The organism is Flavobacterium album (genome assembly GCF_003096035.1).
GTDB classification, from domain to species: Bacteria; Bacteroidota; Bacteroidia; order Flavobacteriales; family Flavobacteriaceae; genus Flavobacterium; species Flavobacterium album.
Map to the genome: position 1 here is coordinate 2431640 of NZ_CP029186.1, position 26301 is coordinate 2457940.

General features: G+C 43.8%; 30 protein-coding genes. 18 read left to right on the top strand and 12 right to left on the bottom strand.

What is annotated here, in order from left to right; genetic code table 11:
• Positions 1–152 precede the first annotated feature (152 nt).
• From HYN59_RS10865 to HYN59_RS10915, 11 genes are all read left to right on the top strand, one after another.
• The gene (locus HYN59_RS10865) at positions 153–557 is read left to right on the top strand and encodes a hypothetical protein (RefSeq protein WP_146185922.1); all 405 of its coding nucleotides are present in this window, start codon (positions 153–155) and stop codon (positions 555–557) included.
• A gap of 98 nt (positions 558–655) precedes the next feature.
• On the top strand, positions 656–2587 hold the full coding sequence (locus HYN59_RS10870; protein ID WP_108778281.1) for a LysM peptidoglycan-binding domain-containing protein: 1932 nt from the start codon (positions 656–658) through the stop codon (positions 2585–2587).
• Positions 2588–2589: 2 nt separating this feature from the next.
• Positions 2590–2994, top strand: a complete 405-nt coding sequence (locus tag HYN59_RS10875; RefSeq protein ID WP_108778282.1) for an OsmC family protein — start codon at positions 2590–2592, stop codon at positions 2992–2994.
• 55 nt (positions 2995–3049) lie between these two features.
• Positions 3050–3232, top strand: coding sequence for a DUF3820 family protein (locus HYN59_RS10880; RefSeq protein WP_245895721.1), 183 nt, complete (start codon positions 3050–3052; stop codon positions 3230–3232).
• A 183-nt stretch (positions 3233–3415) separates the two neighbouring features.
• Positions 3416–5029 carry a CTP synthase gene (locus HYN59_RS10885; RefSeq protein WP_108778284.1) on the top strand — a complete coding sequence of 538 codons (1614 nt, stop codon included), beginning with the start codon at positions 3416–3418 and terminating at the stop codon, positions 5027–5029.
• A 64-nt stretch (positions 5030–5093) separates the two neighbouring features.
• On the top strand, positions 5094–6989 hold the full coding sequence (gene yidC, locus HYN59_RS10890) for a membrane protein insertase YidC (protein ID WP_108778285.1): 1896 nt from the start codon (positions 5094–5096) through the stop codon (positions 6987–6989).
• A 112-nt stretch (positions 6990–7101) separates the two neighbouring features.
• Complete coding sequence (locus HYN59_RS10895) at positions 7102–7677, top strand: toxin-antitoxin system YwqK family antitoxin (RefSeq protein ID WP_245895542.1); 576 nt, start codon at positions 7102–7104, stop codon at positions 7675–7677.
• A 617-nt stretch (positions 7678–8294) separates the two neighbouring features.
• Positions 8295–9482, top strand: a complete 1188-nt coding sequence (mnmA, locus tag HYN59_RS10900) for a tRNA 2-thiouridine(34) synthase MnmA (RefSeq protein ID WP_108778286.1) — start codon at positions 8295–8297, stop codon at positions 9480–9482.
• A 2-nt stretch (positions 9483–9484) separates the two neighbouring features.
• Complete coding sequence (locus HYN59_RS10905; protein ID WP_108778287.1) at positions 9485–9748, top strand: hypothetical protein; 264 nt, start codon at positions 9485–9487, stop codon at positions 9746–9748.
• Between the two features lie 11 nt (positions 9749–9759).
• Positions 9760–10404 carry a TatD family hydrolase gene (locus HYN59_RS10910; protein WP_108778288.1) on the top strand — a complete coding sequence of 215 codons (645 nt, stop codon included), beginning with the start codon at positions 9760–9762 and terminating at the stop codon, positions 10402–10404.
• Positions 10397–11113 (top strand): tRNA threonylcarbamoyladenosine dehydratase, encoded by a 717-nt coding sequence (locus tag HYN59_RS10915; RefSeq protein WP_108778289.1) that lies wholly within the window; start codon positions 10397–10399, stop codon positions 11111–11113. The genes HYN59_RS10910 and HYN59_RS10915 overlap by 8 nt, the downstream gene beginning before the upstream one ends.
• Before the next feature lie 60 nt (positions 11114–11173).
• Here HYN59_RS10915 and HYN59_RS10920 read toward each other — a convergent pair whose 3' ends face one another.
• The 10 genes from HYN59_RS10920 to HYN59_RS10965 all read right to left on the bottom strand — a co-directional run bounded on the left by HYN59_RS10920 (position 11174) and on the right by HYN59_RS10965 (position 20227).
• Positions 11174–12457: a GyrI-like domain-containing protein gene (locus HYN59_RS10920; protein WP_108778290.1), complete on the bottom strand. Its 1284-nt coding sequence runs from the start codon at positions 12455–12457 to the stop codon at positions 11174–11176.
• 70 nt (positions 12458–12527) lie between these two features.
• Positions 12528–13019, bottom strand: coding sequence for a hypothetical protein (locus HYN59_RS10925; protein ID WP_108778291.1), 492 nt, complete (start codon positions 13017–13019; stop codon positions 12528–12530).
• Positions 13020–13059: 40 nt separating this feature from the next.
• Positions 13060–13440, bottom strand: a complete 381-nt coding sequence (locus HYN59_RS10930; RefSeq protein ID WP_146185923.1) for a hypothetical protein — start codon at positions 13438–13440, stop codon at positions 13060–13062.
• Positions 13441–13449: 9 nt separating this feature from the next.
• Positions 13450–15753, bottom strand: a complete 2304-nt coding sequence (locus HYN59_RS10935; protein WP_108778293.1) for a COG3014 family protein — start codon at positions 15751–15753, stop codon at positions 13450–13452.
• A gap of 16 nt (positions 15754–15769) precedes the next feature.
• Complete coding sequence (locus HYN59_RS10940) at positions 15770–16375, bottom strand: penicillin-binding protein activator LpoB (protein WP_108778294.1); 606 nt, start codon at positions 16373–16375, stop codon at positions 15770–15772.
• 152 nt (positions 16376–16527) lie between these two features.
• Positions 16528–16839, bottom strand: coding sequence for a hypothetical protein (locus HYN59_RS10945; RefSeq protein ID WP_108778295.1), 312 nt, complete (start codon positions 16837–16839; stop codon positions 16528–16530).
• Positions 16840–16944: 105 nt separating this feature from the next.
• Entirely contained in the window at positions 16945–17562 is a 618-nt protein-coding gene (locus HYN59_RS10950; protein WP_108778296.1) for a response regulator, read from the bottom strand.
• Entirely contained in the window at positions 17559–19367 is a 1809-nt protein-coding gene (locus tag HYN59_RS10955) for a tetratricopeptide repeat-containing sensor histidine kinase (RefSeq protein WP_108778297.1), read from the bottom strand. The genes HYN59_RS10950 and HYN59_RS10955 overlap by 4 nt, the downstream gene beginning before the upstream one ends.
• The gene (locus tag HYN59_RS10960) at positions 19364–19912 is read right to left on the bottom strand and encodes a hypothetical protein (protein WP_108778298.1); all 549 of its coding nucleotides are present in this window, start codon (positions 19910–19912) and stop codon (positions 19364–19366) included. The genes HYN59_RS10955 and HYN59_RS10960 overlap by 4 nt, the downstream gene beginning before the upstream one ends.
• Positions 19913–20014: 102 nt before the next feature.
• Complete coding sequence (locus tag HYN59_RS10965) at positions 20015–20227, bottom strand: hypothetical protein (protein WP_425433046.1); 213 nt, start codon at positions 20225–20227, stop codon at positions 20015–20017.
• 57 nt (positions 20228–20284) lie between these two features.
• Between HYN59_RS10965 and HYN59_RS10970 the strand changes: the two genes are divergently transcribed.
• Positions 20285–20671 (top strand): pyrophosphohydrolase domain-containing protein, encoded by a 387-nt coding sequence (locus tag HYN59_RS10970; protein WP_108778300.1) that lies wholly within the window; start codon positions 20285–20287, stop codon positions 20669–20671.
• A gap of 279 nt (positions 20672–20950) precedes the next feature.
• On the opposite strand, the gene HYN59_RS10975 is transcribed toward HYN59_RS10970, so the two are convergent.
• Positions 20951–22018: a branched-chain amino acid aminotransferase gene (locus HYN59_RS10975; RefSeq protein ID WP_108778301.1), complete on the bottom strand. Its 1068-nt coding sequence runs from the start codon at positions 22016–22018 to the stop codon at positions 20951–20953.
• Between the two features lie 198 nt (positions 22019–22216).
• Between HYN59_RS10975 and HYN59_RS10980 the strand changes: the two genes are divergently transcribed.
• The 4 genes from HYN59_RS10980 to HYN59_RS10995 all read left to right on the top strand — a co-directional run bounded on the left by HYN59_RS10980 (position 22217) and on the right by HYN59_RS10995 (position 24308).
• Positions 22217–22864, top strand: a complete 648-nt coding sequence (locus HYN59_RS10980) for a DUF4920 domain-containing protein (protein ID WP_245895544.1) — start codon at positions 22217–22219, stop codon at positions 22862–22864.
• Positions 22864–23316 carry a hypothetical protein gene (locus HYN59_RS10985; RefSeq protein ID WP_108778302.1) on the top strand — a complete coding sequence of 151 codons (453 nt, stop codon included), beginning with the start codon at positions 22864–22866 and terminating at the stop codon, positions 23314–23316. Before HYN59_RS10980 ends, HYN59_RS10985 begins: the two co-directional genes overlap by 1 nt.
• Positions 23317–23979: a tRNA (5-methylaminomethyl-2-thiouridine)(34)-methyltransferase MnmC2 gene (mnmC2, locus tag HYN59_RS10990; RefSeq protein WP_108778303.1), complete on the top strand. Its 663-nt coding sequence runs from the start codon at positions 23317–23319 to the stop codon at positions 23977–23979.
• A gap of 134 nt (positions 23980–24113) precedes the next feature.
• Positions 24114–24308 carry a hypothetical protein gene (locus tag HYN59_RS10995; RefSeq protein ID WP_108778304.1) on the top strand — a complete coding sequence of 65 codons (195 nt, stop codon included), beginning with the start codon at positions 24114–24116 and terminating at the stop codon, positions 24306–24308.
• A 72-nt stretch (positions 24309–24380) separates the two neighbouring features.
• On the opposite strand, the gene HYN59_RS11000 is transcribed toward HYN59_RS10995, so the two are convergent.
• On the bottom strand, positions 24381–25328 hold the full coding sequence (locus tag HYN59_RS11000; RefSeq protein ID WP_108778305.1) for a LysR substrate-binding domain-containing protein: 948 nt from the start codon (positions 25326–25328) through the stop codon (positions 24381–24383).
• A 108-nt stretch (positions 25329–25436) separates the two neighbouring features.
• On the opposite strand from HYN59_RS11000, the gene HYN59_RS11005 reads away from it, so the two are divergent.
• Positions 25437–25937, top strand: a complete 501-nt coding sequence (locus tag HYN59_RS11005) for a Dps family protein (protein ID WP_108778306.1) — start codon at positions 25437–25439, stop codon at positions 25935–25937.
• A 46-nt stretch (positions 25938–25983) separates the two neighbouring features.
• Positions 25984–26268: a hypothetical protein gene (locus HYN59_RS11010; protein WP_108778307.1), complete on the top strand. Its 285-nt coding sequence runs from the start codon at positions 25984–25986 to the stop codon at positions 26266–26268.
• Positions 26269–26301: the final 33 nt, after the last annotated feature.

Genomic DNA, 26301 nt, shown 5'->3' on the forward strand with positions numbered 1-26301 from the left:
ATTAGAAGCCTCTGTAATTACAGGGGCTTTTTTTATAGAGTTGATTTTTAACATTTTAACACCCTGTTAAAAGATGATATTCATAATAGTACTATTTTTTTTATGATTAAATTTGGTTTTAGGGAAGAGTTTGAAAGTAAAAATTTACAACTATGAAGAGGATGTTTTTATTTTGTTTAATATTATTGGGCTATGCTGCCACGGCGCAGGATATTGAAAAAGAAGAAGAAAGCACTGCCAATGTACACGACAGGAGCAGCGAGGATTTCTATGTAGAGGAAGATGCTGAGCCGGGCGCATTCTTTATCGACCATAAAGTTATGCAGGGCGAACAGGTAGCCATGATATGCCGCAGGTACATGTTAGAACCGGCAGATATTTACCTTTTCAATAGCGATGCAGTAAATGGTATAGCAAAAGGCACAGTGCTCAAAATACCGCTCCACAGATCGAAAAAGAAAGACCTTGATGGCTTTATAAAAGAACTGGAAAAGAAAAATGGCGGCTCACCCCAGGTCGCAGCGCCTCAAAAGCGTAAGAAAATGGGGGTTATGTAGTTTTTATTTTAACTGAAAATTATAAAGATTACTTACATGATAAGTCGTTACAAAAGCTAACTTTGTAACGACTTAATTGTTTTATAAACGCTCGTAGTATGAAATATCTTGCAGTATTAGTTTTTTCGCTGGCCTTATTGTCAACATCCGCTTACGCACAGGATTATAAAAAGCACACGGTTGCAAAAGGCGAGACGGTAGCGGGCATTGCAAAGCAATATAAGGTTACTCCCTACGATATTTACAAGATAAATCCCGATGCAAAAGACGGCATAAAGGAAAACGCCACGCTCCTGATTCCTGCCACGGGTAAGGAAGCAGTTGCCCCTAAAGAAAAGCCGACCAAGGTAGCCAATACCATCCACGAGGTGGAGGCAAAGGAGACGCTATACAGCCTTGCCAAAAAATATAATGTATCGGTAGAAGATATACAAAAAGCCAATAGCGACGCGCTTAAGGACGGCCTGAAAGTAGGGCAGCAACTAATTATTCCGATAAAAGGGAGCGGCGTGGCGGCACAGGTAAAGGCAGCCGAAAAAGCCGATGCGAAAAAGGGTACTGAAGCCTATATCTACCACGTTGTTGAGGCAGGCGAGACTAAGTACTCCATTGCAAAAAAGCACGGCATTACCGTACAGCTTATCGAAGACCTGAATCCGGCTGTAAAAGATACGCTGCCTTTGGGCTATAACCTGAAGCTGGTGGATAACAACGCTGTAAAACAGGCTGATGCGCCGGAAACTGCCAAGATCGGTAATGATTATGTTGTACAGCCGAAAGAAACTTTGTACAGTATTTCAAAAAGGACAGGGCTTAGCGAGGAGGAACTTATTGCCTTAAATCCGGAGCTTAAGAATGGATTAAAAGAAGGAATGACAATAAAATTACCTTCGGGAAAAGCAATGGCAACAGTTAATGGGCAAGGAACATTGATCTCTTATGGCAAAAGCGCCCCGGGAACTATGACCGACCTTACCAAGACCCTTAAAAAATCTGAAAAGAAAGAAATTGCGATACTGTTGCCATTCAACATGGCAAAAATAGAAAGCGATACGCTGCGCAGGCAGATGCTCCGTTCTGACAGGTTCCTGAACATGACGCTTGATTTTTATGCCGGTGCGCTTATGGCGATCGATTCGGCTAAAGTGCTGGGCCTTCCGTTAAAAGTAAGGATACTGGACTCTAAAGAGAGCAAGAATAGCTCGGATGTGAATGGCCTTGCATCAAGCCTTGGCAGTGCAGATGCTGTAATAGGGCCGTTTTTCCAGGGGAATGTAGAGAATGCGGCGGCATTGCTTGCCTCTAAAAAAATCCCGGTTATTTCGCCATTATCCAAAGATAAAGGCAAGCCGTACAGCAACCTCTTCAATTCTATTCCATCTAATGAAACGATAAGGATGGCTATGATGAATTATATTAAATCGAAGGATGCCAATGTTATCGCGGTGGTCGATCCTAAAAAGGGCAATGCACGCGATTTTATAAAAACCAATTACCCTTCGGCCCGGTTTATCGATGGCACGCCAACCGATGCGATACTGCGCACGCATCTTGTGAAGGATAAAATGAATTATGTTTTGCTCGAAACAGAAAACATTACGATGGTACTTACGACGACGAAACTGCTCGCGGCCCTTCTTAACGATTATAAGATTCAGCTGATAGTGCCTGAACTTACCGATGCGCTCGAGAACGACGAAATGCCAATGGACAGGCTGGCCAAACTGAAAACGCTGTATCCATCGGTTACAAAGGATAACAATTCACCCGAAGCAGCGATTTTTGCAAAAGTATTCAAGGAGAAAAACGGTATTATGCCGAGCCAGTTCGCAACACGCGGTTTTGACGTAACATTTGATACTATCCTGAGGCTGTTCCAGGAGGAAGGCTTTGCAGAAGGCGCAGGGACTATGAGGTCGGAACAGGTAGAAAATCAATTTAGCTATGCTTCCGAAAATGGTGGCAATTATAATAAAGGCGTTTACATCATGCAGTATGATGAAGGCCTGACCATAAAACAAGCAGAATAACCATGACATCAAAGATCACATATTTAGGGGAGTTACGGACATCTTCAATACACTTACAATCAGGTACGGAAATATTATCCGATGCTCCTACAGATAACCGCGGCAGGGGTGAAGCATTTTCGCCTACGGACACGGTTGCCAATGCTTTAGGAAGCTGCATGATCTCGATCATGGGCATCAAAGCCATGGATATGGGCCTGGATATGACAGGCTCTACTGTTGAGGTGACCAAAGTAATGCAGGCCGAGCCCCGAAAAATAGCAAAGATCGGCATCGTTATCAATATGACCCTTGAAGCTGACGAGAAAACCAAAACCATTATGGAACGCGTGGCTATGACCTGCCCGGTTTCGTTAAGCCTTAATCCCGATATTGAGCAGGACGTGGTTTTTAATTGGCCGTCATAACTTGGAACATCCCGACCAGCAAAAAGAATTCCTCATTAAGCTCGCGCATGCCAAAATGCCCTTTGGCAAATATGAAGGCCGCTACCTTATCGACCTTCCGGAATATTATGTCGTGTGGTACCATAATAAAGGCTTCCCAAAAGGACTGTTGGGCGAACAGCTTCATTTAGTTTACGAACTCAAGCTCAATGGGCTGGAAAATATCGTTCGGAATATAAAAGCACAATATCCCCGGTAATTTATCTTTTTTTTTAATGGATCAATGTGCCAATTCGGCGAACCAAAAACGTCCTGTTATTAATTGGTACATCGGATAATTGATACATTGATCAATTAATACACGGATGAATTAATTTTTCGTACTTTTGCCACGTTTTTTTAGGTCATCACAACAACAACTACAACACAACAACAACTTACAATGAAGCAGACAAAGTATATTTTTGTTACAGGAGGCGTGAGCTCTTCCCTCGGGAAGGGTATAATTGCCGCGTCCTTGGCAAAACTATTGCAGGCGAGGGGCTACAGGACAACGATCCAGAAATTCGATCCGTATATCAACGTAGACCCGGGAACACTGAATCCCTACGAACATGGCGAATGCTATGTGACCGATGACGGCGCTGAAACCGACCTTGACCTTGGCCACTATGAGCGTTTCCTGAATGTTCCTACATCGCAGGCAAATAACGTAACAACGGGAAGGGTGTACCTTTCGGTTATAGAGAAAGAGCGCCGCGGCGAATTCCTTGGGAAAACGGTACAGGTAGTTCCGCACATTACCAACGAGATCAAGGAGCGCATGCAGCAGCTGGGCAACACCGGCGAATATGACATCGTGATCACCGAGATAGGTGGTACCGTGGGTGATATCGAATCACTTCCTTATATCGAGTCGGTTAGGCAGCTGGTATGGGATCTTGGCGAAAGCAATGCCATTGTGATCCACCTTACACTGGTGCCTTACCTGGCCGCAGCCGGAGAACTGAAGACAAAGCCTACACAGCACTCGGTAAAAACACTGATGGAGAGCGGTATCAAAGCCGATATACTGGTGTGCCGTACCGAGCACGAATTGTCATCTGACCTTAAACAGAAGCTGGCTTTATTTTGCAACGTGAAAAGGGAAGCAGTAATACAGTCTATCGATGCTTCTACAATATATGATGTGCCTAACCTGATGCTGGAAGAAGGCCTTGACAAGGTAGCGCTGAAAAAACTTGACCTTTCGGAAAAAAATACGCCCGACCTGCAACAATGGAACGAGTTCCTTTTCAGGCTTAAGAACCCAAGGCATACTGTAAACATTGGGCTTGTAGGTAAATATGTAGAGCTTCAGGATTCGTATAAATCGATATTAGAGGCCTTTATACATGCGGGTTCTGCTAATGAGACCAAGGTGAATGTGATAAGCATCCACTCTGAATATATTGACAAGGACAATGCTGAAGAAAAGCTTTCGGGCCTCGACGGTATCCTTGTAGCTCCGGGCTTTGGGGGCAGGGGTATAGAAGGCAAGATTGAAACCGTACGTTATGCCAGGGAAAACAACATTCCGTTCTTCGGGATATGCCTGGGAATGCAGATGGCAGTTATAGAATATTCCAGGAATGTACTGGGATTGAGCGATGCAAATTCAACAGAAATGAACGAGCACACGCCACACCCGGTGATCAACATCATGGAAGAGCAGAAAACTATTACCGACAAAGGCGGAACCATGCGCCTTGGCTCATGGAAATGTGATATTAAAGAGGGTACGCTTGCGCATAAGATATATGGCAAATCGCAAATAGGCGAGCGCCACCGCCACCGTTATGAGTTCAACAGTGCCTATGTTGCCGATCTTGAAAAAGCAGGCCTCAGGGCATCGGGGATCAACCCTGATACCGGCCTTGTTGAAATAATTGAAATTGAAGGCCATCCGTTCTTTATCGGGGTGCAGTATCATCCTGAATATAAGAGTACGGTGGCCAACCCGCACCCGCTGTTCGTAAGTTTTGTAAAGGCGGCAGTGCTAAAGAAAAATGGATAGTACAAGTGCTTTTGCACTATAGTTCCGGGCAGCCCGGATAGTTAAGTGAATTAATTTAAACTCAATGGAAGAAAAGAAGTTAGATTTAAAAACGATTGTTGGTTTTGGCCTAATAGCATTGCTGCTAATATGGATGATCTATAACCAGTCATCGAACCGCGAAGCGGAACTGAAAGAAAAAGCGAAAAAGGAGCAGATAGACAAAGCGAAGGAAAAGCAAATCCCCGAGCAAAAGACAGCTGCCCTGCCGCAGGATTCCATAGCAAATGATTCCTTAAAGATCGCCGGGCTTAAAAGCTCACTTGGTGCCTTTGCCTACAGCGCTACATTGCCATCAGCTAAAGACAACACTACTAAAATCGAGAATGGGCTTCTTACGCTCCACATTTCCAATAAAGGGGGCTACATCAGCGAGGCTAACCTGAACAATTTCGAGCAGTTTGAAAAAGGCTCTAACAAAAGGGTAGAGCTTATCAAAGAGAATAATGCCCATTTGAACCTCCAGTTCAAAACCAAAGATAACCGCATACTCAATACAAGGGATATGTATTTTGAGCCGGTTCTTAGCAAAGAAGGCAAGAACCAGGTGCTTACCATGAGGCTTAAGGCCGGCGAGAACCAGTTCCTGGAATACCGCTATGTGCTGAAGCCTAACGATTTCATGATGGACTTTTCGATCCGTACACAGGGCCTTTCGCAGGTGCTGGATACGTCTAAGCCAATGGACCTGGAATGGCAGCTGAAGGCCTTCAGGAACGAAAAGAGCGTATCATACGAAAGCCGTTATACCGACCTCGTTTATGAATATGAAGATGGCAAGGACGACAAGTTGGGCCAGGGCAAGAACGATACCGAGAAAGTGGAGAATGTTACCTATGTAGCTTTCAAGCAGCACTTTTTCACTTCGATACTTTTAACGGATACCCCGTTCAAAACAGCCGACCTTACATCAGAAAACCTTGTTCATGATGATAAGACAGATACCATCTTTACCAAAAGGTTTACAGCTAAAATGCCATTGGAATTCAAAGGCGGGGAGTTGAGCTATAATATGAACTGGTACTACGGCCCGGCCGATTACAAAATACTGAATGACTACGACAGGAACCTTGATGAGGTGATGCCGCTGGGCTGGGGTATATTCGGCTGGATCAACCGATATATCTTTATTCCGGTATTTACATTCCTGAGCAGCTTCCTCCCGTACGGTATTGGCATCATTATCTTTACGATACTCGTAAGGCTGGTAATGTCGCCGGTAACGTATAAGTCGTATAAGTCGCAGGCCAAGATGAAAGTGCTTCGCCCTGAAATACAGGAACTGAACGAAAAGTACAAGAAAGACCCGATGAAAAAGCAGCAGGAAACCATGAAGCTTTACAACAGCGCAGGGGTAAACCCGATGGCGGGATGCCTTCCGGCATTGATGCAGATTCCGGTGTTTTATGCTTTGTTCCAGTTTTTCCCATCGTTCTTCGACCTGAGGCAGCAGAGTTTCCTTTGGGCAACCGACCTTTCGTCGTATGACTCTATTGCTCACCTGCCTTTCTACATACCGTTCTATGGTAACCACGTGAGCCTTTTCCCGATACTGGCTTCTATAGCGATATTCTTCTACATGAAAATGACCACGGGCGACCAAAGCATGGCCGCGCCGCCGCAGGAAGGCATGCCGGATATGAGCAAGATTATGAAGATCATGATATACATATCGCCGATAATGATGCTTATCTTCTTTAACAACTATGCATCAGGCTTAAGCTTGTATTACTTTGTGTCCAACCTTATTACGATTGGTATTATGCTTGTGATAAAGAATTATATTGTAACCGAAGACAAGATGCATGCGCTGATACAGGCCAACAAAGCCAAGCCGAAAACGCAGGGACGTTTCCAGAAGAAAATGCAGGAAATGATGGAGCAGGCCCAGGAGCAGCAAAAAGCAAGGGGCAAAAAATAAGAATTGAACATCCGCTCCGGCGGATGTTTTTTTATTATATCGTTTTTGGCTTACTTTTGGATATACTAAAAAAAGCCTTTAGGGGTTATATCATAAATCGACTTAACTAATTATGAAAAACAGATTCTTTGTCTTTATCGTATTGTTATTTACAGCGTTCGGGTCTTTTGCCCAGGAAAACCAGATGGATGCCGCCGGCAAGCGCCATGGGGTTTGGAAAGGCATTTATGAAGACACCAAAAAACCGCGCTACGAAGGGACTTTCGATCACGGTAAAGAAACCGGTACCTTTAAGTTTTTTGAAAATAACGAAGCCTCAACGCTTAAGGCAACACGTGTATTCGCTGCCGACGGTTCCTGCTACACCACTTTCTTTGATGAAAAAGGCAACAAGCTAAGTGAAGGCCGGGAAGTGAACAAGCTTAACGAGGGCGAATGGAAATTTTACCATCCTGCTTCCAAAGCGCTGATGTCAACAGAACGCTATGCAAAAGGCAAGCTTACAGGGATACGCAAAGTGTTTTTCCCGAATGGCAAGATCAACGAGGAAACCACTTTTGTAAACGGCATCAAAGACGGCATCTATAAAAATATACCGAAACAGGCATACTCCTGGAAGATTCCAAATATAAAAATGGCGAGTACAACGGCCCGGCAACCTACAGGAACGGACAGGGAGAAATCGTAGCCACAGGCCAGTTTACTAACGGTAAGAAAACAGGTATCTGGAAATTCTACGAAAAGAATAAAGTGGTAAAGGAAGAGAACATGAGTGTTAAGCGCACCGCAAATAAAGGTAAAAAAGCGAATTAATTGTTTTTGGGCGTGCCCCTTTGGGTCGGGCTCTCCGCTTTATCCCTCCGCTGCGCTACGGGGATATCGCTGCGATCCCTCACGCTCGTTTCAAATCGTATTATCGTACAAAAACCCAAAGATTTCAAAAACACAGGTACTCGGAAGATGAAAATGCCATTACAATTAGAACGTAGACAATTTTTATTTTTTACCACAAAGTGCACAAAGTTTTTACACAAGGCGCACAACGATGACCGCCAATGGCGGGAGGTCACAGGGCTTTGTGTCCCTTCAGCATAAACAATTTATAGTTTCTGCCTTGTGTCCTTTGTGTAAAAACTTTGTGCACTTTGTGGTAAAAGTCTTTAAAATAAGCCTTTTAGACAGCTGTGTCTCAAAATCTTTCGGGTTCCTGATTTAAAATCCGCGTAAATCTAAAAAAATCCGCGTCATCCGCGTTCCAATAAAAATTCCGTATTTTTGCATCAAATTTAGAAGAAAGGATTTAAAATGAAACGTGTTGTAGTAGGGCTTTCAGGTGGGGTAGATTCGAGTGTGGCAGCATATCTGTTACAGGAGCAGGGTTATGAAGTGATAGGCCTGTTCATGAAAAACTGGCACGACGATTCGGTAACCATATCCAACGAATGCCCGTGGCTGGAAGACAGCAACGACGCACTGCTTGTCGCCGAAAAACTGGGCATCCCTTTCCAGACAGTCGACCTGAGCGAGCAATACAAAGAGCGTATCGTAGACTATATGTTCAACGAATACGAAAAAGGCAGGACACCCAACCCGGATGTGCTTTGCAACCGCGAGATAAAATTTGATGTCTTTATGAAGATAGCCCTAAGCCTTGGCGCCGATTATGTGGCTACAGGGCATTATTGCCGCAAAGGGACTATAGAAAAAGACGGAAAAGAAATACACCAACTGCTTGCCGGTGCCGACGGAAATAAAGACCAATCCTACTTTTTGTGCCAGCTTTCGCAGGAGCAATTAAGCAAAGCCTTGTTCCCGATAGGGGAGCTTACCAAACCGCAGGTTCGCGAAATAGCAGCCAAAATGGACTTGGTGACCGCCGAAAAGAAAGACTCACAAGGGCTTTGCTTTATCGGTAAAGTGCGCCTGCCAGAATTTTTGCAGCAGCAATTACAGCCGAAAGAAGGCGTTATCTATGAAGTGGGGGCCGATATCGATACCTATAGCCATGATAAGCCGCAATTCGGTTCGGTAAAAGAGCAGCTGGCTTACGAAGCAAAGAACATCGACTACAGCCCCGAAATGGGCAAAATGGTAGGCAGGCACCAGGGCGCGCATTATTACACCATAGGGCAGCGCAAAGGGTTAAACGTAGGCGGTACCAAAGAACCGCTCTTCATCATTGCGACCGATGTAGCCACCAATACAATATACACAGGGCAGGGGCACAACCACCCGGGGCTGTTCCGTAAGGCGCTGTTCATACAGGAAAGTGAGATCCATTGGGTGCGCGAAGACCTTGAACTGAAAGACGGGGAAACCATGGACGTGATGGTACGCATCCGTTACCGCCAGCCGTTACAGAAAGCCACATTGCACAAATTCGATAACGGGATGTACATCTCTTTCGCAGCGCCGCAATCCGCCATTACCGAAGGGCAGTTTGCCGCATGGTATATAGGTGAAGAGCTTGTGGGAAGCGGGGTAATATCCTGATCATGATAACAGCTGAAAAAATACAAGTGTATGATACTTTTAACGGCCTTTGGGATGGGTTGGCACTAACTGGTATTACCCATCAGAAAAGCCTTTTTGAAACCAACGATGATTGGTATCATTTAACTAATTTCTATCAGGATATAACATTAGTGAATAATAAGCTTGCTTCAGCAGGATATGCCACGGATATCCTTGCCAGGATGAAGGAATATTGTGATGAGGAAGGGTACAAAATGTTAGCATCTAAGATAGTTGGACTTTAAGGCAGACAAGTATGCTCTACAACCTCCATACCCACTCATCCTCAAACAATCCGAATGTCTTCGAAATCGTAAATCGCTATCCTTACGAAGCCATTGATGTACCTTATTTTTCCACAGGCATCCATCCCTGGCATATTGACGAAAGTAAAATCGAAGAGCACCTTTCTATAATTGAAGAGCGCCTACAGCAACCTAATTGCCTTGCCCTTGGTGAATGCGGGCTGGACAAGCGTATCGAAATTCCGCTGGATGTGCAGCAAACAGTGTTTGAAAAACAGTTGTTATTAGCAAAAAAATACCAAAAACCCGTAATTTTGCATCTTGTTGCCGCGTTTCAGGAGCTCATCGAAATAAAGAACAGGGTACAGCCCGGCGTACCGATGATGGTACACGGCTTTTCGAAAAATGCGCAGGTTGCAAAGCAATTGCTGGATAGCGGCTTTTACCTTTCCTTTGGAAAATACCTGTTGCGCAACCCTGAACTGTCGACAGTTTTGGCAGAAGTGCCGCACGACAGGTTTTTCCTGGAAACCGATACGATTGAGGAAAGTATTGCCGAAGTATATGAGAAAGCAGCGCTGGCACGGAATACAACTATTGAAGATATTAGAAATACGATAAGCACTAATTTTAAAACCGTTTTTAAAAATGGCTGAATGGACAGAGCGTGCCGAACTCTTATTTAAGAAGGAAGGCCTGGAGAAATTGAAGAATTCGCATGTGATGGTAGTCGGTATGGGGGGCGTTGGGTCGTTTGCCGCAGAATTTATTGCAAGGGCAGGAGTGGGCACCATGACCATTGTGGATGGCGACGTGGTGGATATCACCAACATCAACCGCCAGCTTCCGGCGCTGCATTCTACGGTAGGGCAGCCAAAAGTGGATATCGTAGGGGACAGGCTGATGGATATCAACCCGGAACTAAAGCTTATCCGTATAAAAGAATTTCTTTCACCGGAACGGGCCTACGAACTTGTTACCGATGAATATGATTATGTGCTCGATTGTATTGACAGCATTACGCCAAAGCTGAACCTTATCATTTCCGCCCGCAGGAAAAAGGTAAAAATCATCAGCAACATGGGGGCCGGCGGCAAGTATGAGGCCGGCAAGGTAAAGGTGGCCGACATCAGCAAGACCGACGTGTGCCCGTTGGCCAAGACGGTACGCAAGCGCCTTCGCAAAGAAGGGGTGAGCAAAGGTGTGAAAGTGGTTTTCTCAACCGAAGCGCCAGACGAGACCAGCCTTAAAATGACCGATGGCACCAATTTCAAGAAATCATTTTTCGGTACCAACAGCTGGATACCCGCGGTATTTGGACTGCATTCCGCCGAAACGGTAGTAAAGTACCTGATTAAGAAATAAGAATTTTTCCTCGGAATTATTTCAAGCCCCAAAGGTTCCAAAACCTTTGGGGTTTTTGATTTATGGATTAGCAGGCTTTTGTGCAGGTGCAGTTGTTGTCTGGGGTTTTGCAGTTGCAGGTTTTGCCGTGGTGCCGGATGTTGTCCCTGCGGGTTTATTTGCCGCCGGGCGTGTACCAGTGCCTGACGGTGTTGTTCCTGTCCCTGCCGGTTTTTGAGTACTTGTAGCAGGCTTGTTTACCGCAGGTTTTGGAGTACCAGTACTTGGTTGTGCAGGTATTCCCCCGGGAAGCGTTTCGGTAGTAGTTTCCGCAGGTTTAACTATTGCTGGTGCACCAATAGGGATATAAATATCCGTTACCCATTCCGATGGCCTTTTGGTTTGCTGCAGGCCTTTGCTGTATAGCTCAATATACTGGCCGGTAGTGTTTTCCTGAAGGCCTTTTCCCTGAATATGCTTTTGTGCGGCGGCCCACGCTTTCGGCAGGTGGGAGTAATCGCCTTTAAGCGTCGTTTTCAGGGCTTGGAATGACGCGACCGTGCCACCTTCATATTCGCTTCCGGGCATAGTGTACATTTCTTCTTTTATAGGAATGCAGATCACATACGAAGCGCTATCCTTTTGCATGCTGAATTTTCTGTAAAGGATGAAAGGCGCACCGTTAGTCACTATTTTATTTGTTTTTACAAAAGACATCAACTTAGGGAAAAGCTCCCCCGATTTCTTTTGCAATTCCGATAGTTTTGATTTAACAGGCTGGCCAACATAAAAAACACCTGTTTTTGTAACCAGGCCTTTTACTTCAACATTGAATTTGCCAAGCTCATCAACTAAGAAAGCGTTCAGGTTCTTAAGACCGCTATCGAGCGCTGTCTTCATTTTTTCATTTACATTGCCATGCAGTATCGTGTATGCTTTTTCTTTAAAGCTTAGCTGGCCCTGCATCCTCACGGTGACTTTAGTCCCCCCGATGGTATCTTTAAAGCCCCATGCCAGCTCCGAGTCCAGGCCGTCGATGGTCGCTTTTTGTAAAATAGAGTCGTTCTCTACCAGCTTTACGGTACTGATCTTGCCTTCTGTGCCATCCTTTTTCCATGTCATTGAGGCATCTTTCCCGAAAGTATTGTCTGAGTAGGAATATACGGCAGTACTGTCGGTATCGGTTATTATGCCGGTGTTTTCCCAGTTCCGGTATTCATTTATATAGTTGTAAAGCACCGCTTTAGGTACTTTTATTACACGTTCCTTACGAATATCATATTTCCCTTCCTGGGTAGCAATAAAAACAACTACCGCTATGGCCGACAAAAGCAGCAGGAGAAATACGTATTTTACAATTTTCATAAAATTGAAAATTTTAGTTTGTTGTAAAATTATAAATATTTCCTGTAAGAAACTAAATTACTTTCGCAGGCTAATCCATCCACTCAAATTCATTCTTTAAGTCCGGAAAAAGATCATTAAAATCAGTCCTTAATTTTGAAGACCAATGGTGTGCATCCTGTTCTTTTGGCTTTCCCAAATGGAAAAAATTCCTCTTATCAATCTCAACCCATTTGCCATCCCGAAATTCTGATACAATGACAGAATCCGATTTAAATGATGCAACATAGTAAATGTCCATGACAAAATCATAGATATCCTCAAGCGGTGCCTCATATTTATGGGTTACTTCTGTATCATCAATCTTTCCTTTTATGATTACCGACAGCTTTCCATCTTTGTCCACTTTATAAGGCGACACAATTTTGAAATCCGGCTCATACATCCAGCTAAACTCTTCCGCTGATTTCAGCATTTTATTTAAGTCTTTCAATAAAGTCGTGTAATCTTTTGCTTCCTGTGCATTCGCATTCGTGCTGTAAAACGTAAGCAGGAGTAGTATTGCAGATAGTATATTCTTCATGTTTCGTTTAAATTAAATAAGGCCCGTTAAGGCCTTAGTATTATTTTGTGTCGCAGTCAACGAAGTCTTCGGGATAGGGGGAGAGGCTCACCTTATCCACAAGGAGGTAAATGTCTTCCTCTTTAGTAAAAAGCTCTATCTCCGGGCTCGTCTTTTTTGCTTCCAGCATTTTCCTGTGGGTAGTAATGGTATACTCCTGCAGCTTATCGGTAATATTGTAATTGAAGGAGATAAGCTCGGGATAGTCATTTTTAAACTGCACTTTCCACTGGTGCTGCTCGCCATTCATGCCCTCATATTTCAGCCGGAACGATATCCTGCTATAGCAGCTTGTTTTTTGCCAGGGTTCCCAGTCTCCACGGTTTTGTGCAAACATTGCCATCGAGACAAGAACGAACAATAATGTTAGGATTTTTTTCATAATATCATTTTATTGAAATTCAGCGTCAGTAACACCTTCATTGAATTTAATTTCTGTATACGTCATTTCCGAACTGCCGCTATCCATTTTCATTGCCATCTTAAAAGGGAAAAGCACCCCGTTCACGTTTCGGTAATCAGAAAAACTATTGGTCGAGTGCATTGTCATACCCCCGGCTTTTACAACAGTAGAAACCGCTGTTATCAATCCGCTCTTCACGCTGTAATAATAGGTCATTGATGCGCCCGATACTGGCTCAATAAAGCTCAGGCCGTATACTTCCTCACTGTTGATGGTAGTGATACCCTCAAGTTTCGCGCCGTTTTGCAGCGGTATCGTACAGGCATCGTATATTTTTTTATTATTAGCCTTATAAGCTTCGGCTGTGGCCTTGTCCATTTTTTTGCGTTTGCCGTTCTCGTCGATAGTAAAGGCACCTTCGCTGTTGATAAGGGTTGTCATGATGACCTTTCCATCCATTGTCACGGTGCTGTAGCTATTATCGCCACTGTTTTTTACCAATATCTCGCTTGTCGATGCCTGCCCGTTAAAAGAGTTCACCATTTTGGCGCGCATATACTGAGTCCGGATACCCTGTAGTTTTTCAGCGCCGCCTATGGCAGTAATGTATTTGTCTACAACAGTCTGTGCGCTTACACTTGCCGGGGCGGGCTTGTAGCCTGATGATGTTGTAGTAGCAGCCGGTTGGGCGTTCCCTATACCAATAAGGTTTGAAGTGCCCGTACCTGTTGTCGCCGGTTGTTGGTTATTCCCGTTCAGGATATTTACCATGCCCGAAAGCGCCTGCAGATTTGTTGCCGGTAAAAGCTGTGTACGGCCCAAGTCGAAATAATTCACGATCTGTAAGCCCCTTTTGTATGGAATGGTAAGCGTATCGGTATCAATAACGCCGTCAGGCCCGTATTTGCGCAGCAGGAATTTATTTTCACCTTCTTTCAGCGGCACGCGTGCATAGCTTATTGTTGCCGGTAACGACTGCCAGTTGCGGGTATCGGCTTTTTCTGTGGCTGCCCCGGCTACATCGGCGCCCAATTTAGTCAGGTCGCCTGCATCGCTTCCAAAAGCTTCTTTTGCTATTGCGCCAAGGAGCGCGCTTCCTGCTTTTTTAGATGCAAAACGTATCACAAGGTTTATGGTTTCCCTCAGCATACGGTCTTTAAGGCATTGCTTGGCTATCGGGTAAAAATCCTGCGATAGCTCGAATGGCTGCTCTTTGTTGTCTACAATTATGGCTGCCTTACCGTAATAGTTTTCCCTCTTCCTGTATTTTGGTATGGCAATAGCGTTAACGTTACCTATGTCCGCACCGGGAGGTATCGGTATGAGGATCTGCTCCAGCTGGTCGCCGTCCATGTATGTGCCATAAAATACACCGCTGCCGCCAGATGCCGTAATCACGATCTGGTCTTTGGCAGGGCCAAGGCCGTTCTCCCAAAAAACGATAGCTTCGCCGGTAGGTGCCGGAGTTTTTACAGGTACAGGTTGGGTTGCAGCTTCTTTTTTACCTTTTCCTTTGCCAGTTTCCTTTTTGGCAGGAGCCGGGTCAGGATCGATGTTGAATTTATTACGGTATTCCCGGTTCTCTTCAATAAAACCCAGCTGTGCCGAGGTCCTTATAAGGTCCTTTTTAAGCTGTTCGGGCATGGGCACGCCAAAAAAGCGCCCGCCGTCCTTATTGTAGATTTCTTCAGCATTCCTGTAGGCTATGAACGCATTGTTGATATCTCCTGTGCTTTCGTACAGTATGCCCTGCAGGATCTGCGAAAAAGCATCTTCGGTGTACTTGTTTTTATTCTCGGTGTATTTTTCGTTGAATTCAAGGAGCTTTATATTGATCCTCTTGGCTTCAACAAGTGCCTCGTCGGGCATACCGAGCTGAAAGTAGTTTAGTGCCTTGTAATAATGGATGGTGACTTTTTCAAAATCCTCACCTTTATAAGGCTCGGCCATCGGATTCGTGAATTTACCCGCGATGGCCTGCCCTACATTAGTTTTTATCCTGTCGTCTATCAGGATGTAAGCCTGCTCCAAAAGGTTGTTGCTCGCTTCATAATTGCCCTTCAGGTGCTCCAGTTTCCCTTTTTCCATCAGGTACAAAAGCTTGTTTCGGTCCTTCAGGAGAAATTTGTTCTTATCAATGTTGGCAATGGCGCCGTCAAAATTGCCGTTTACCAGATCATTTTCAATGTCCGAGGTCTTGGAGTTATATGTTCCGCAGGATTGAAAGGCAAGCAACAACAGTACCGGTACTGTCCTGAGAATAGTAGTAATAGTGTTTTTGGATGCTTTCATGAATTTGTATCAGTGATTACATTTTCTTGTTGCCAAGATATTTTTTTATCTTTTTGTCGCCTATCCATACTTTATCATTCGTCTGGATGTTAGTAAGCTCAAGGTCGATCTGGTAGAATATCGTTTTTTCTTTCCCCTGCTGGTCAACTATAGAGTTTATAGTGCCCTGAAGCATGAAATCAGCGCCGTTCTCAAGGCCGAATTTTTTCATGGTCGATTGGGATGAGTAGTTTTGCTGGTCGGCCCTTTCAGCCCTTATTTCCTCACGCTTGTCGGCACCCTGTACCAGTTTTATCCTTCCTGAGTTGATGATCGCTTTTTCTATGTCTTTAGAAAAAGTCTCAGCCGGGATATGCTCATGCGATTTGTTTGTGATGATGCCCACAATGATCACAGGTTTTTTGCTGCCGTTCTCAGCCGCAAAAGTGCTGTACCATGAGTGCTCCATAAGCTCGGCGGTGATCTCTTCGGCAGTAAGCCTTGAGTCGGTTTCGTTCCACCTTCCGCTAAGGTCGGTTACATTGGTTTCACTTACGCGTTGTACATTAGGTGTAGAGCTGCAGTTAACGAGGGAAAAACCTAAAGCAAGTGCGGCAATGAATTTAAATGGATTTGTTTTCATAATGTCTTTTATTGATTAATTAGGGTAAAAATACTAATAATTTTAATGTTAATTTTTCTCTGTAACGCAAAGGTTGTACCAAAAGCAGAAAAAATAGAAATTTTTGTATCTTTTTTCTTCTTACCCTAATTAATCTTTTTAATGATAGTTATTTAGTCGAAATCGCTGCAATCCAGGTTTACCCAATATTGTGCTGTTTCTTCATACAAATAACCATATTCATCGCAATTTTGCGCAGCATCCAGCAGGTTTAGGGCGGCTGTTCTGAGCGCACTGCAATTGGAAGAAGTAGGTGCGTTGGAGAACGTGTTGCTTTTTGAAACAAGGACATCCGACAATGCTACAAGCCCGTCATAGCAATTGTTGTTGTTTACCGATGAAGGCTCTTCTTCTTCGCACGCCACGGCAAATACTGACATCGCGGCAAGAGCGAATGCGAACGAAAGTTTTTTAATTTTTTTCATAAGTGGTGATCTTTAAAGTTGTTACGACAAAATTGCATTATACCCTAAAGCAAAAAAATACCCAATAAAGGGTATTTTTAACACATATTATCTTAACTAAACTATCTAAAAATCATACTTCTTTTCCATCGAATACCGCAGCAGTTCGCTTTTACCCTGCAGGCTCAGTTTTTTCAGGATGTTCTTCCTGTGGGTGTCTACCGTGGTTTTACCGATAAACAGCAGGTCGGCAATTTCCTGGGATGTTTTCCCTTCGCCAATGAGTTTTACGATCTCAAGTTCCCGTTTGCTGAGTGGTACATCGGTATTGTCTTTTTTTTGGTAGTCAACCTTTTTTATCGAACTGTCAAAAAAGGTTTCTCCCTTCATGACAGCATGTATGGCAGCGAGCACCGTTTTAAGCGAGGAGTTCTTAAGGATATAACCCGATGCGCCTGCGGCCTCCATTTGCGAAATAGCTTCATCCTGCTCAAACATGCTGAATGCGATGACTTTGCACGATGGGAATTCTTTTTTAAGGTGGCGTGTTGCGGTTATCCCATCCATCTTTGGCATCCTGATATCGGTTAGTACCACATCAGGTTTTTTGTGGCGCACGATCTCGAGCAGCTTTTCGCCGTCATTGGCTTCGCCTACGACTTTTATATCATCCTCATATTCAAGGAACAGCTTGATGCCGTCTATGAGCGACTGGTGGTCTTCTGCTATTGCAATTGTTATCATAGTGGTAAGTCTATTATAATGGTTGTACCGTTGCCCCGAGTTGTATCTATAGTAAATGTTCCGCCCAGCTGCCCGACTTTCTTTTGGATGGACTGTAGCCCCATGCCGTCTGATGCATCCAGCGCTTCTTTGTCGAAACCTGTGCCGTTGTCCTCAATTATTATGTTAATGTTGTCGTCATGGTGCGTAAGGTGTATGGTGGCTTCCGTAGCCTGCGAATGCTTTATGATGTTGGTGGCAAGTTCCTGTACGATCCTGAACAGGGCTATTTCCAGTGCGTTTTCGAGCCTTTCATCAAATCCGAATGGAGATACGTGAATGATCAGCTTTCCGGGGACAGATATTTTCTCGGCAAGTTTTGTTATCGCCGGTATCAGCCCTTCGTTGGCAAAAACACCTGCATTCTTGGCATGGGCCAGGCGGCGTACCTTTTGGTAAGCTTCTTCTATAAGCTCATCAGTTTTTTCGTAAAGGCGGGTCTCTTCGTCCCTTAATTCATTCTTTCGCAGTTTAAGGTTCTCAAAATTGATCTTCAGTGTTGCCAGCATGCTCCCCAGGTTGTCGTGAAGGTCGTTGGCAATGCGCTGCCTTTCTTTTTCCTGGCCTTCCAGCATGATGTCTATACTGTTCAGCTCATAATCTTTCAGTGCCTTCTCAAATTTTTGCTCCTCGATAAGCTTTTCCTGTCGCGAGATCTTTTCCCTGCGCCGGGCGTTTTTCAGGACCAGCCACCCGATCATAATACCTGTAAGCAGCAGCCCCGTATAGATGTATAGCAAAATTGTCTTGTTTTTATTTTTATGCTTCAGCTTAATGTTCTCCAGCTCCTTTTCTTTAGTGCGGTACCTGGTCTGGATATCGTTTATGGCGATATTCTGGTCTTCGGTCTTAATGCTGTCCGAAAACTTTTTGTTGAGCAGCAGGTAATTGTAAGCATTGCCGTAGTCTCCCGCTGCTTCATAATTTTTGTACATGAACTCATAAATGAACATTTTTGTCTTCAGGACATCATTCTTTATCGGTACACTGTCCGCTTTTTTCAGGTACGCAATGGCACTTTTATGATCGTTCAGGTAGTAGTACGCCGCAGCCTGGTTAACATAATTGTGGCATATCTCCGTTATGTTTTGCCTGGCACGGGTTTTATTTTCAGTAAGGTATCTAAAATTTTTTTTGAGGTAAAACAATGCCGAATCGGGCTTGCCCAGGTCGTTGATATAAAGTGAAGCGAGATTAATATCTATGGTCGACTCCACTTCAGGGTTGTCGGAGATCTTAAGGTAGTGTTTGGCTTTTTTAAAGTAAGCCAGCCCATCTTTATATTCTTCCGTATCTATTTTAAAAACCGCCAGCCTCGCATAGAGTTCGGCCAGCTTTTTGGGATCATTCGTTTTTTGGGTATAAGCGATGTACTCGTCAAGGTACTTGTTATAATCGCTTTTGTTTTTTTCCTGGGCGTGCAGCATATAGGCAAGGTCGAAATTTATATCCATCGCCCTGTCGGTGCTGTCAATGGCCAGGTATAGTTTTTTTGCGGTAAGGTACAGGCCATATGCCTTATCTTCCTGGTTGTTCTTATTGTAGCATTGCGCAAGCAGGTAATTGTATAGTGCCTTGTCCGGTTTGGAAAAGGCTTTTCCTTTCAGTTTTTCCAGCGCTGCCCTGGCTTTTACATGTTCGCCCGAGGCAATGCTGCTTTTTATGGATGCAAGTCCGGAATGTTGTGAATAAACCCTGCCGGACAAGCCAATGGCTACCAGCAGGGCTATGGTAAATTTTAAAAATATAAGTGCCTTTTTTATCACGGTTTCGGTTTGCTAATGATCGTCATTCCTGCTTTACGGGGGTCAAATAAGTCCCATATTTTATTAAGCCCCGTGTTTTCCGGTACGCTTTTATCATTGCCTTTTTCAATGGCATGCGCCAGCCATGTGGTAGAAAAAGCTCCTGAAACCTTTACCGTGTTGTATAATGTGTCTGTCTCATTTTGTATAGCATCTATGTCGGCCTGTGTTTTAGGTTCGTGGAACAATATTATAAGTATGTCATTCACATTCCAGTCAAAAACCGGTGCTAAGGCATGCCGTACCATTGCCGTAGTAGGTGTAATATTAGGTAGGGGTACAAGCGGGTCGGTAGCGCTGTTCCATAACAGTGCCATTCCGTTTTCGTTGCTGCGGGTCATGTAGATAAGAATGGCGTTTATTTGCCCGGTAGCGGTAGTTTTTGAAATGTTATGGAATTCGGGGAACGAATAGCTTTCATGGGCTCCCAGTCTCGGAAGCTTGGCGCTAAGTTTAATTTTGGTAGTGGAAAAAGTTCCTTCGACGGTGTAGGTTAAATCGGGCATGATATTTTTATTTATTGGTTAGTAAAACAAATTTCAGAAACTTAAAGTAAATAAAAAATCCCCATTAGTGGGGATTTAAGGTTATTTATTTTTAAGAAAACTTTAAGAGTTGTCTTTTACGAAATATTTGATAAAAAATAATATTCCTATAAAAGCAAGGAAGCCCACGAGTATCCAGTAGCTGCCTTTATAGTATTTTTTATGGAGGGCAAGGTCTTTACGGTATACGTAGATCATCGTTATTATGAATGCCACCAAGAAAGTACCGGCAAAAATCCACTGGCCTGTTGTAAACATGTTGAAATCTTTTTGCAAAGCTACAATTTTACACCTTTATTTCTACTTATTTTGGAGGGATAAATTACTACTAACATGAAAAAACAACTCGACTCCGTAAAGCAGTTCCATTCCTCATTCGGGCTGGGCATAAGCGAGGTGCCCAAAGCCGACCTTGGGGAAGCTGTGAACCTGCTGCGCTACAACCTTATGAAAGAAGAAAATGAGGAATATCTGGAAGCCGTGCAGAATAACGACCTTGTAGAAATAGCTGATGCCCTGGGCGATATGCTTTATATCCTTTGCGGCACTATAATAGAACACGGCCTGCAATATAAAATAGAAGAGGTTTTCGATGAGATACAGCGCAGCAACATGAGCAAGCTGGGCCCTAACGGACTGCCGATATACCGTGAAGACGGTAAAGTAATGAAAGGCCCTGATTATTTCAAACCCGATTTCACGAAGATACTGGAGTACTAGCATTCAGTCGCAGCCTGCCTGCCGGCATAGGCAGTTCTCAGTTTTCAGTTGAGTGCGTCGGCAAGAGTGGCATTCCCCTCCCTTGGAGGGGTGCCTGAAAGGCGGGGTGGTTTTAAAAGTTATTGAATGACTTCATAACCTGGAATTACATATAGTATTATCAAACAAAAAGCCCAAAGATTTCAATCCTTTGGGCTTTTACATTATGTAATAATTCGCGTCCAATACTGAAAACTGTGGCTGAAAACTGTGGCTGAAAACTGTGGCTGAAAACTGCGACTATATTTTAACCGTCCAGCCGAAAGTATCTTCGGCTACCTTATATTGTATATTGGTCAGTTTTTCCTTAAGTTCCAGTGCCATGGAGTTTTCGAGTTTTGGCAGTTCGTGGTATTTGTCCTGGTAGGAAAAGCCTACTATCGGGTTAATAACCGCAGCGGTACCTGCCCCGAATATCTCTTTCAGCGATCCGTTATCAGCAGCTTCGATCAGTTCCGATACCAGTACCGGTCGCACTTCTACCTTAATATTCTCGCGCGCCGCCAGCTCAATGATGCTCTTGCGCGTTACACCGTCAAGTATCCTTTCGCTCACAGGAGCTGTATATAAAGTGTCATTGATCCTGAAGAATACATTCATCGTGCCGGCTTCCTCGAGCTTGGTATGCGTGGCATCATCGGTCCAGATTATCTGCTGGTAGCCCATTTCGTTGGCCAGTTTGGTAGGATAGAATTGTGCGGAATAATTTCCTGCCGCCTTTGCAGCGCCAATACCGCCGTTAGCCGCACGGCTGTAATGCTCGGCAATGATCACTTTAACCTCTCCAGAATAGTAGGAGCGCGCAGGGGAGAGTATGATCATGAAACGGTACTGTGTAGACGGGGCTGCAATTACACCCGACCCGATAGCGATCATGAACGGCCTTATATATAACGAATTCCCGAGGCCTTTTTTAACCCATTCTTTTTCGATCTCGATAAGTTTTTTCATGCCGCCGATAAACACCTCTTCGGGCACTGATGGCATGGCAAGCCTTTCGGCAGATTTATTAAATCGATCGAAATTTTCCTCAGGGCGAAAAAGCCATACGTCATCATTGGTATCCTTATAGGCTTTCATGCCTTCAAAAATAGCCTGTCCGTAGTGGAATACTTTTGCCGAAGGGTCTATAAGAAACGGCTCATAGGGCTTTATTACGGGCTTTTCCCACGCTCCATTCCTGAAATCGCACACCAGCATATGGTCTGTAAATGTGTTCCCGAATGAGAGGTTTTCGAAATCGACAGCGCCAATATGGCTGGTCGCCGACTTATTAATAATAATATCAGAAGTAGAGTTATCGCCCATTATAAGTAGGAGTGTTAGGTTAGTCGTGTTAAAGCAAATTTACTAAAAAAACATCTCGCAGGCGCTTTTCGGCAAAATAATAGAGAATTAAAAATTAAAACCCTGAAAGGAAGAAGAATAAACAAAATAATTAGCAGATTGCTGTTGCAGGTTTCAACTTTCTGTATATTTGCCGGTGAAAACCAATTTGTGCTCAAAATGAAAAAATCAATTGTATTGGCTATGGCTTTGATCGCTTTTACGGCCTGCCAGAAAAATAAGGAAACAGAAGTAAAAACTGAAGAAACGGTTATCGAGACCGGCAAAGATACTGTGCATGTGGATACAGATACAGTTTCCGCTGCCGAAACCGAAAAACCGGCAGATGCTGTAGCTGCAACACCTGCGCCTGCTGTTGAAGAAAAAGCAATAGAGGTTGTGAAGCCTGCTACAGACATAAAAGTGGAATATGCCTCTTTTGGCGCAAAAATAAAGGCAGACAAGGCGCTGACCAAGGAGCAGATGATCCAGAAGTATAAAAGCCTTAAAGTGGGCGACACCGTTGCCGTGAAATTCAAATCGAAGATCAAGGATGTGTGCCAGAAAAAAGGCTGCTGGATGGCAATGGAGCTTCCGGGCGGTAAAGAGTCATTCGTGAAATTCAAGGATTATGCATTTTTCGTTCCGCTTAATGCTGCTTCATCTGAAGCCATTGTTAGCGGAAAGGCATTCGTGAGTGAAACTTCAGTAGCGCAGTTAAGGCATTACGCTAAAGACGGTGGGAAATCGGAAGCGGAGATTGCAAAGATAACCCAGCCTGAAATGGAATATAAATTCATGGCCGATGGCGTACTTATCAGTAAATAATGAGAAAGCTGTTCCTGTTGCCGGTATGCTGCCTGGCTTTTACCGCCTGCCAAAAAAAGGCGGAAGAAGCAGTTAAGGCTGAGCCGGAAAAAAAAGAGGCTTGTGCCAAAAAAGATTTTAAAATGTATGAGATGTCAGAAATGGCAGGGCTCATGGAGCAGATGTATGCCGATAACATGCATCTTAAGGAACGCATTGTTGCCGGCGATACCATTGGCGAATTTCCGCAGCATTTCCTGAAGATACATGCTTCTGTAATGACTGATGAAAGCGATAACGATGCTTTTTTTAAGGAACAGGCTGCAAAGTTTATTAAGGCGCAGGAGCTTATATATAAGGACTCGCTGAACGCTAAAAAGCACTTTAATGAAGCCGTTTCTACCTGTGTAAAATGCCATGAGCAAAAATGTGAAGGGCCGATACCGAGGATAAAAAAACTTTACATAAAATAATTGAAAAGGGAAATCATCACCACTGATGACGGGTCGGTAACGATATATCTTCCGGAAATGGAGGAGACCTACCATTCTAAATTCGGTGCCATACAGGAAGCAAATCACGTATTCATACAAAATGGGCTGGCTTTAACCGAAGGCCGGCCCATTGCTGTCCTGGAAATGGGCTTCGGAACAGGGCTGAATGCTTTTATAACATTCCTTGAATCCGTTAAAAACAATCAGGCGATAGAATACACCGGAGTAGAAGCCTACCCTGTGGAACCCGCTGAAGCCGCTCAGCTGAACTATGTAAATGAGCTTAATGCCGATGCTTACAGGGAACAATTTAGCCTGATGCATACCGCCGGATGGGATGAAGCGGTAGCCATAAACAATAATTTTTCGTTAATTAAACGGAAACAATTCTTCGCTGACATCAATGATGTTAACAAATTCGATTTGATCTATTTTGATGCTTTCGGCTATCCCAGCCAGCCTGAACTGTGGAGTGAGGAAATATTCAAAAAGATGTTTGCTGCGCTCAAAAAGGACGGGATATTAGTTACTTACGCCTGCCGCGGTGTTATAAAAAGAGCTATGCAGGCGGCAGGATTCACTACCGAAAAGTTACCCGGAGCACCCGGAAAGCGCGAAATGCTGCGCGCCAGGAAATCTTAACTTATTGTTAAATACTTAATAATTTACGATTTCTTACAATAAAAAATAATTACTATTTCGATTGAGTAATGATTTTTTTGCTACATTTACATATTCGTTCTTATCACCTTATCACTTTAATAATTTAACGGATTATGCCCAGACCTATGTTTACCTATACAAAGCAAGTCCTGGAGAATGTGAGTTTTGATCCCAAGCTGTTTTGTAAAGAAGTCGAGAAGGCAATCAAGATTTTATTGCCTTACGAGATCGAGCAATTGATAGACTGGCTTCATAATTTCACGACCGAAAAGCCCGAGCTGAAAGCCTGTCTTATCTATGTCGAATAATAAGTAAAAAGGAGCCAATTGCTCCTTTTTTTATTCCCGTTGAGGCCCATTATGTCTGGTAACCCGATACTATTATTTTTTATGAAGCGGACTTGTAATATCTACATTCTGGAATGTTATAGCGCCCTTTACCACACCTGCTATTGTATTGCGCAGCGCTTCGATAAGATGAAGTTTCAGCTCTTTTTTAGAGTAGATAAGGCTCACCTCGCGCGACGGCCTTGGCTCTTTAAAATGACGGAGCTTTTGGGTTGCCTTTTCTCCCATATCGAGGGTGTTGAGGTAAGGAAGCAATGTCATGCCAAGCCCTTCGTCTACCAGCTTGATCATGGTCTCAAAACTGCCGCTTGCAATCTGGAAATGGTGCTCCTCAGGCATTATCGATGACTTACAGATATTCAGCACGTTGTTCGTAAAGCAGTGGCCGTCCTGTAGCAGCAATACGTTGCTGAGGTTCATTTCAAGGTCTTCAACCTCAAACTCCTTCTTATTGTACGAAGCGTTATTTTCGGGTACATAGGCTACAAATGGCTCGTAGTACAGCACTATTTCTTTAATGCTTTCCTCTTCCAATGGAGTAGCGGCAATAGCGGCATCAAGCTGTCCGTTTTTAAGCATCTTTATGATCTCCTCAGTCGTGTGTTCTTCAATTACGAGGTTGACTTTAGGGTACTTATTGATAAAATTGGACATGAACATCGGCAGTAGCGTCGGCATGATAGTAGGTATTATGCCAACCCTGAATTCACCGCCTACGTAGCCTTTTTGCTGGTCGACAATATCTTTTATGCGGCCGGATTCATTAACGATATTCCGTGCCTGGGTAACTATTTTCTGGCCCACTTCGGTAAGCTGGATAGGCTTTTTGCCCCGGTCGAATATCTGGATATCAAGTTCCTCTTCCAGTTTTTGTATCTGCATGCTCAATGTGGGCTGGGTCACAAAACATTTTTCTGCCGCGAGGGTAAAATTTTTATGTTCGGCAACAGCCAGGACATAGTATAACTGGGTAATTGTCATGATATAGATTTTTATGATAAAATTATAAAAACGATTGATATAAACTATTCATTTTGTGGTTAAATTTACAATACTTTTATTGATGTAAAAACCTACAACTATTTAACTATGAAAACTGACCAAAAACAGCAGGCAACAAACATCTTAGGCCTACCGGTGAAGGAAACCGAACTTATTTCGGCAGAGCTAAACATACTTCTTTCCAACTTTCAGGTGTACTACCAAAACCTGCGCGGGATACATTGGAACATTCGCGGCAAGCGTTTTTTCGACCTGCATGTTAAGTTCGAAGAACTGTATAATGACGCGCAGCTGAAGATTGACATGATTGCAGAAAGGGTGCTCACTCTGGGCGGCAGGCCATTGCACACCTTTGAGGACTATATTAAAAACAACAGGCTGCAGGTGGGTAAAGATATCTCGAAAGATACCGAGGCTGTACATCTTATCATGACATCGATAGCCGACCTTCTTCAAATCGAAAGGGTGATCCTTGATGAAAGTGCTAAAATAAACGATGAGGGTACGAATTCCATGATGAGCGATTTTATAAAAGAGCAGGAAAAAACTATGTGGATGATGAAAGCCTGGAGCGAGGAGGAAATATAACAGCTGTTGAAATCCGGTATAAAATAAATTCCCTATCTTCGCCGGGATGAAAATTCTTGTAAACATAGTACTTTTCTTATTTATCTCATTCCTTGCAGCTCCCACCATCGTGAGCCTTATAGAAGATGAGGCAGATATGTCTGTGGTTTACAGCCTTACCGAAGAAGAAATCCAAAAGGAAATCAAGGAAGTGAAGGCGATCCCGTACATCGAATCCGGGATCACCTTTTTTAAGGAAGCAAAAGTTACACAGCTCATAAGGTCGGCTAATCTTCAAAAGCACGATACTATTGCCGGTGAAATATGTTCGCCGCCGCCGGAACTTATATAATACATTTTGCCCGAATGGGCGGCTATTCATGTA

Coding starts and splice junctions, on each gene's coding strand:
- HYN59_RS10865 (WP_146185922.1), top strand. CDS start 153: ATGAAGAGGATGTTTTTATTTTGTTTAATATTATTGGGCTATGCTGCC.
- HYN59_RS10870 (WP_108778281.1), top strand. CDS start 656: ATGAAATATCTTGCAGTATTAGTTTTTTCGCTGGCCTTATTGTCAACA.
- HYN59_RS10875 (WP_108778282.1), top strand. CDS start 2,590: ATGACATCAAAGATCACATATTTAGGGGAGTTACGGACATCTTCAATA.
- HYN59_RS10880 (WP_245895721.1), top strand. CDS start 3,050: ATGCCCTTTGGCAAATATGAAGGCCGCTACCTTATCGACCTTCCGGAA.
- HYN59_RS10885 (WP_108778284.1), top strand. CDS start 3,416: ATGAAGCAGACAAAGTATATTTTTGTTACAGGAGGCGTGAGCTCTTCC.
- yidC (WP_108778285.1), top strand. CDS start 5,094: ATGGAAGAAAAGAAGTTAGATTTAAAAACGATTGTTGGTTTTGGCCTA.
- HYN59_RS10895 (WP_245895542.1), top strand. CDS start 7,102: ATGAAAAACAGATTCTTTGTCTTTATCGTATTGTTATTTACAGCGTTC.
- mnmA (WP_108778286.1), top strand. CDS start 8,295: ATGAAACGTGTTGTAGTAGGGCTTTCAGGTGGGGTAGATTCGAGTGTG.
- HYN59_RS10905 (WP_108778287.1), top strand. CDS start 9,485: ATGATAACAGCTGAAAAAATACAAGTGTATGATACTTTTAACGGCCTT.
- HYN59_RS10910 (WP_108778288.1), top strand. CDS start 9,760: ATGCTCTACAACCTCCATACCCACTCATCCTCAAACAATCCGAATGTC.
- HYN59_RS10915 (WP_108778289.1), top strand. CDS start 10,397: ATGGCTGAATGGACAGAGCGTGCCGAACTCTTATTTAAGAAGGAAGGC.
- HYN59_RS10920 (WP_108778290.1), bottom strand. CDS start 12,457: ATGAAAATTGTAAAATACGTATTTCTCCTGCTGCTTTTGTCGGCCATA.
- HYN59_RS10925 (WP_108778291.1), bottom strand. CDS start 13,019: ATGAAGAATATACTATCTGCAATACTACTCCTGCTTACGTTTTACAGC.
- HYN59_RS10930 (WP_146185923.1), bottom strand. CDS start 13,440: ATGAAAAAAATCCTAACATTATTGTTCGTTCTTGTCTCGATGGCAATG.
- HYN59_RS10935 (WP_108778293.1), bottom strand. CDS start 15,753: ATGAAAGCATCCAAAAACACTATTACTACTATTCTCAGGACAGTACCG.
- HYN59_RS10940 (WP_108778294.1), bottom strand. CDS start 16,375: ATGAAAACAAATCCATTTAAATTCATTGCCGCACTTGCTTTAGGTTTT.
- HYN59_RS10945 (WP_108778295.1), bottom strand. CDS start 16,839: ATGAAAAAAATTAAAAAACTTTCGTTCGCATTCGCTCTTGCCGCGATG.
- HYN59_RS10950 (WP_108778296.1), bottom strand. CDS start 17,562: ATGATAACAATTGCAATAGCAGAAGACCACCAGTCGCTCATAGACGGC.
- HYN59_RS10960 (WP_108778298.1), bottom strand. CDS start 19,912: ATGCCCGATTTAACCTACACCGTCGAAGGAACTTTTTCCACTACCAAA.
- HYN59_RS10970 (WP_108778300.1), top strand. CDS start 20,285: ATGAAAAAACAACTCGACTCCGTAAAGCAGTTCCATTCCTCATTCGGG.
- HYN59_RS10975 (WP_108778301.1), bottom strand. CDS start 22,018: ATGGGCGATAACTCTACTTCTGATATTATTATTAATAAGTCGGCGACC.
- HYN59_RS10980 (WP_245895544.1), top strand. CDS start 22,217: ATGAAAAAATCAATTGTATTGGCTATGGCTTTGATCGCTTTTACGGCC.
- HYN59_RS10985 (WP_108778302.1), top strand. CDS start 22,864: ATGAGAAAGCTGTTCCTGTTGCCGGTATGCTGCCTGGCTTTTACCGCC.
- HYN59_RS10995 (WP_108778304.1), top strand. CDS start 24,114: ATGCCCAGACCTATGTTTACCTATACAAAGCAAGTCCTGGAGAATGTG.
- HYN59_RS11000 (WP_108778305.1), bottom strand. CDS start 25,328: ATGACAATTACCCAGTTATACTATGTCCTGGCTGTTGCCGAACATAAA.
- HYN59_RS11005 (WP_108778306.1), top strand. CDS start 25,437: ATGAAAACTGACCAAAAACAGCAGGCAACAAACATCTTAGGCCTACCG.
- HYN59_RS11010 (WP_108778307.1), top strand. CDS start 25,984: ATGAAAATTCTTGTAAACATAGTACTTTTCTTATTTATCTCATTCCTT.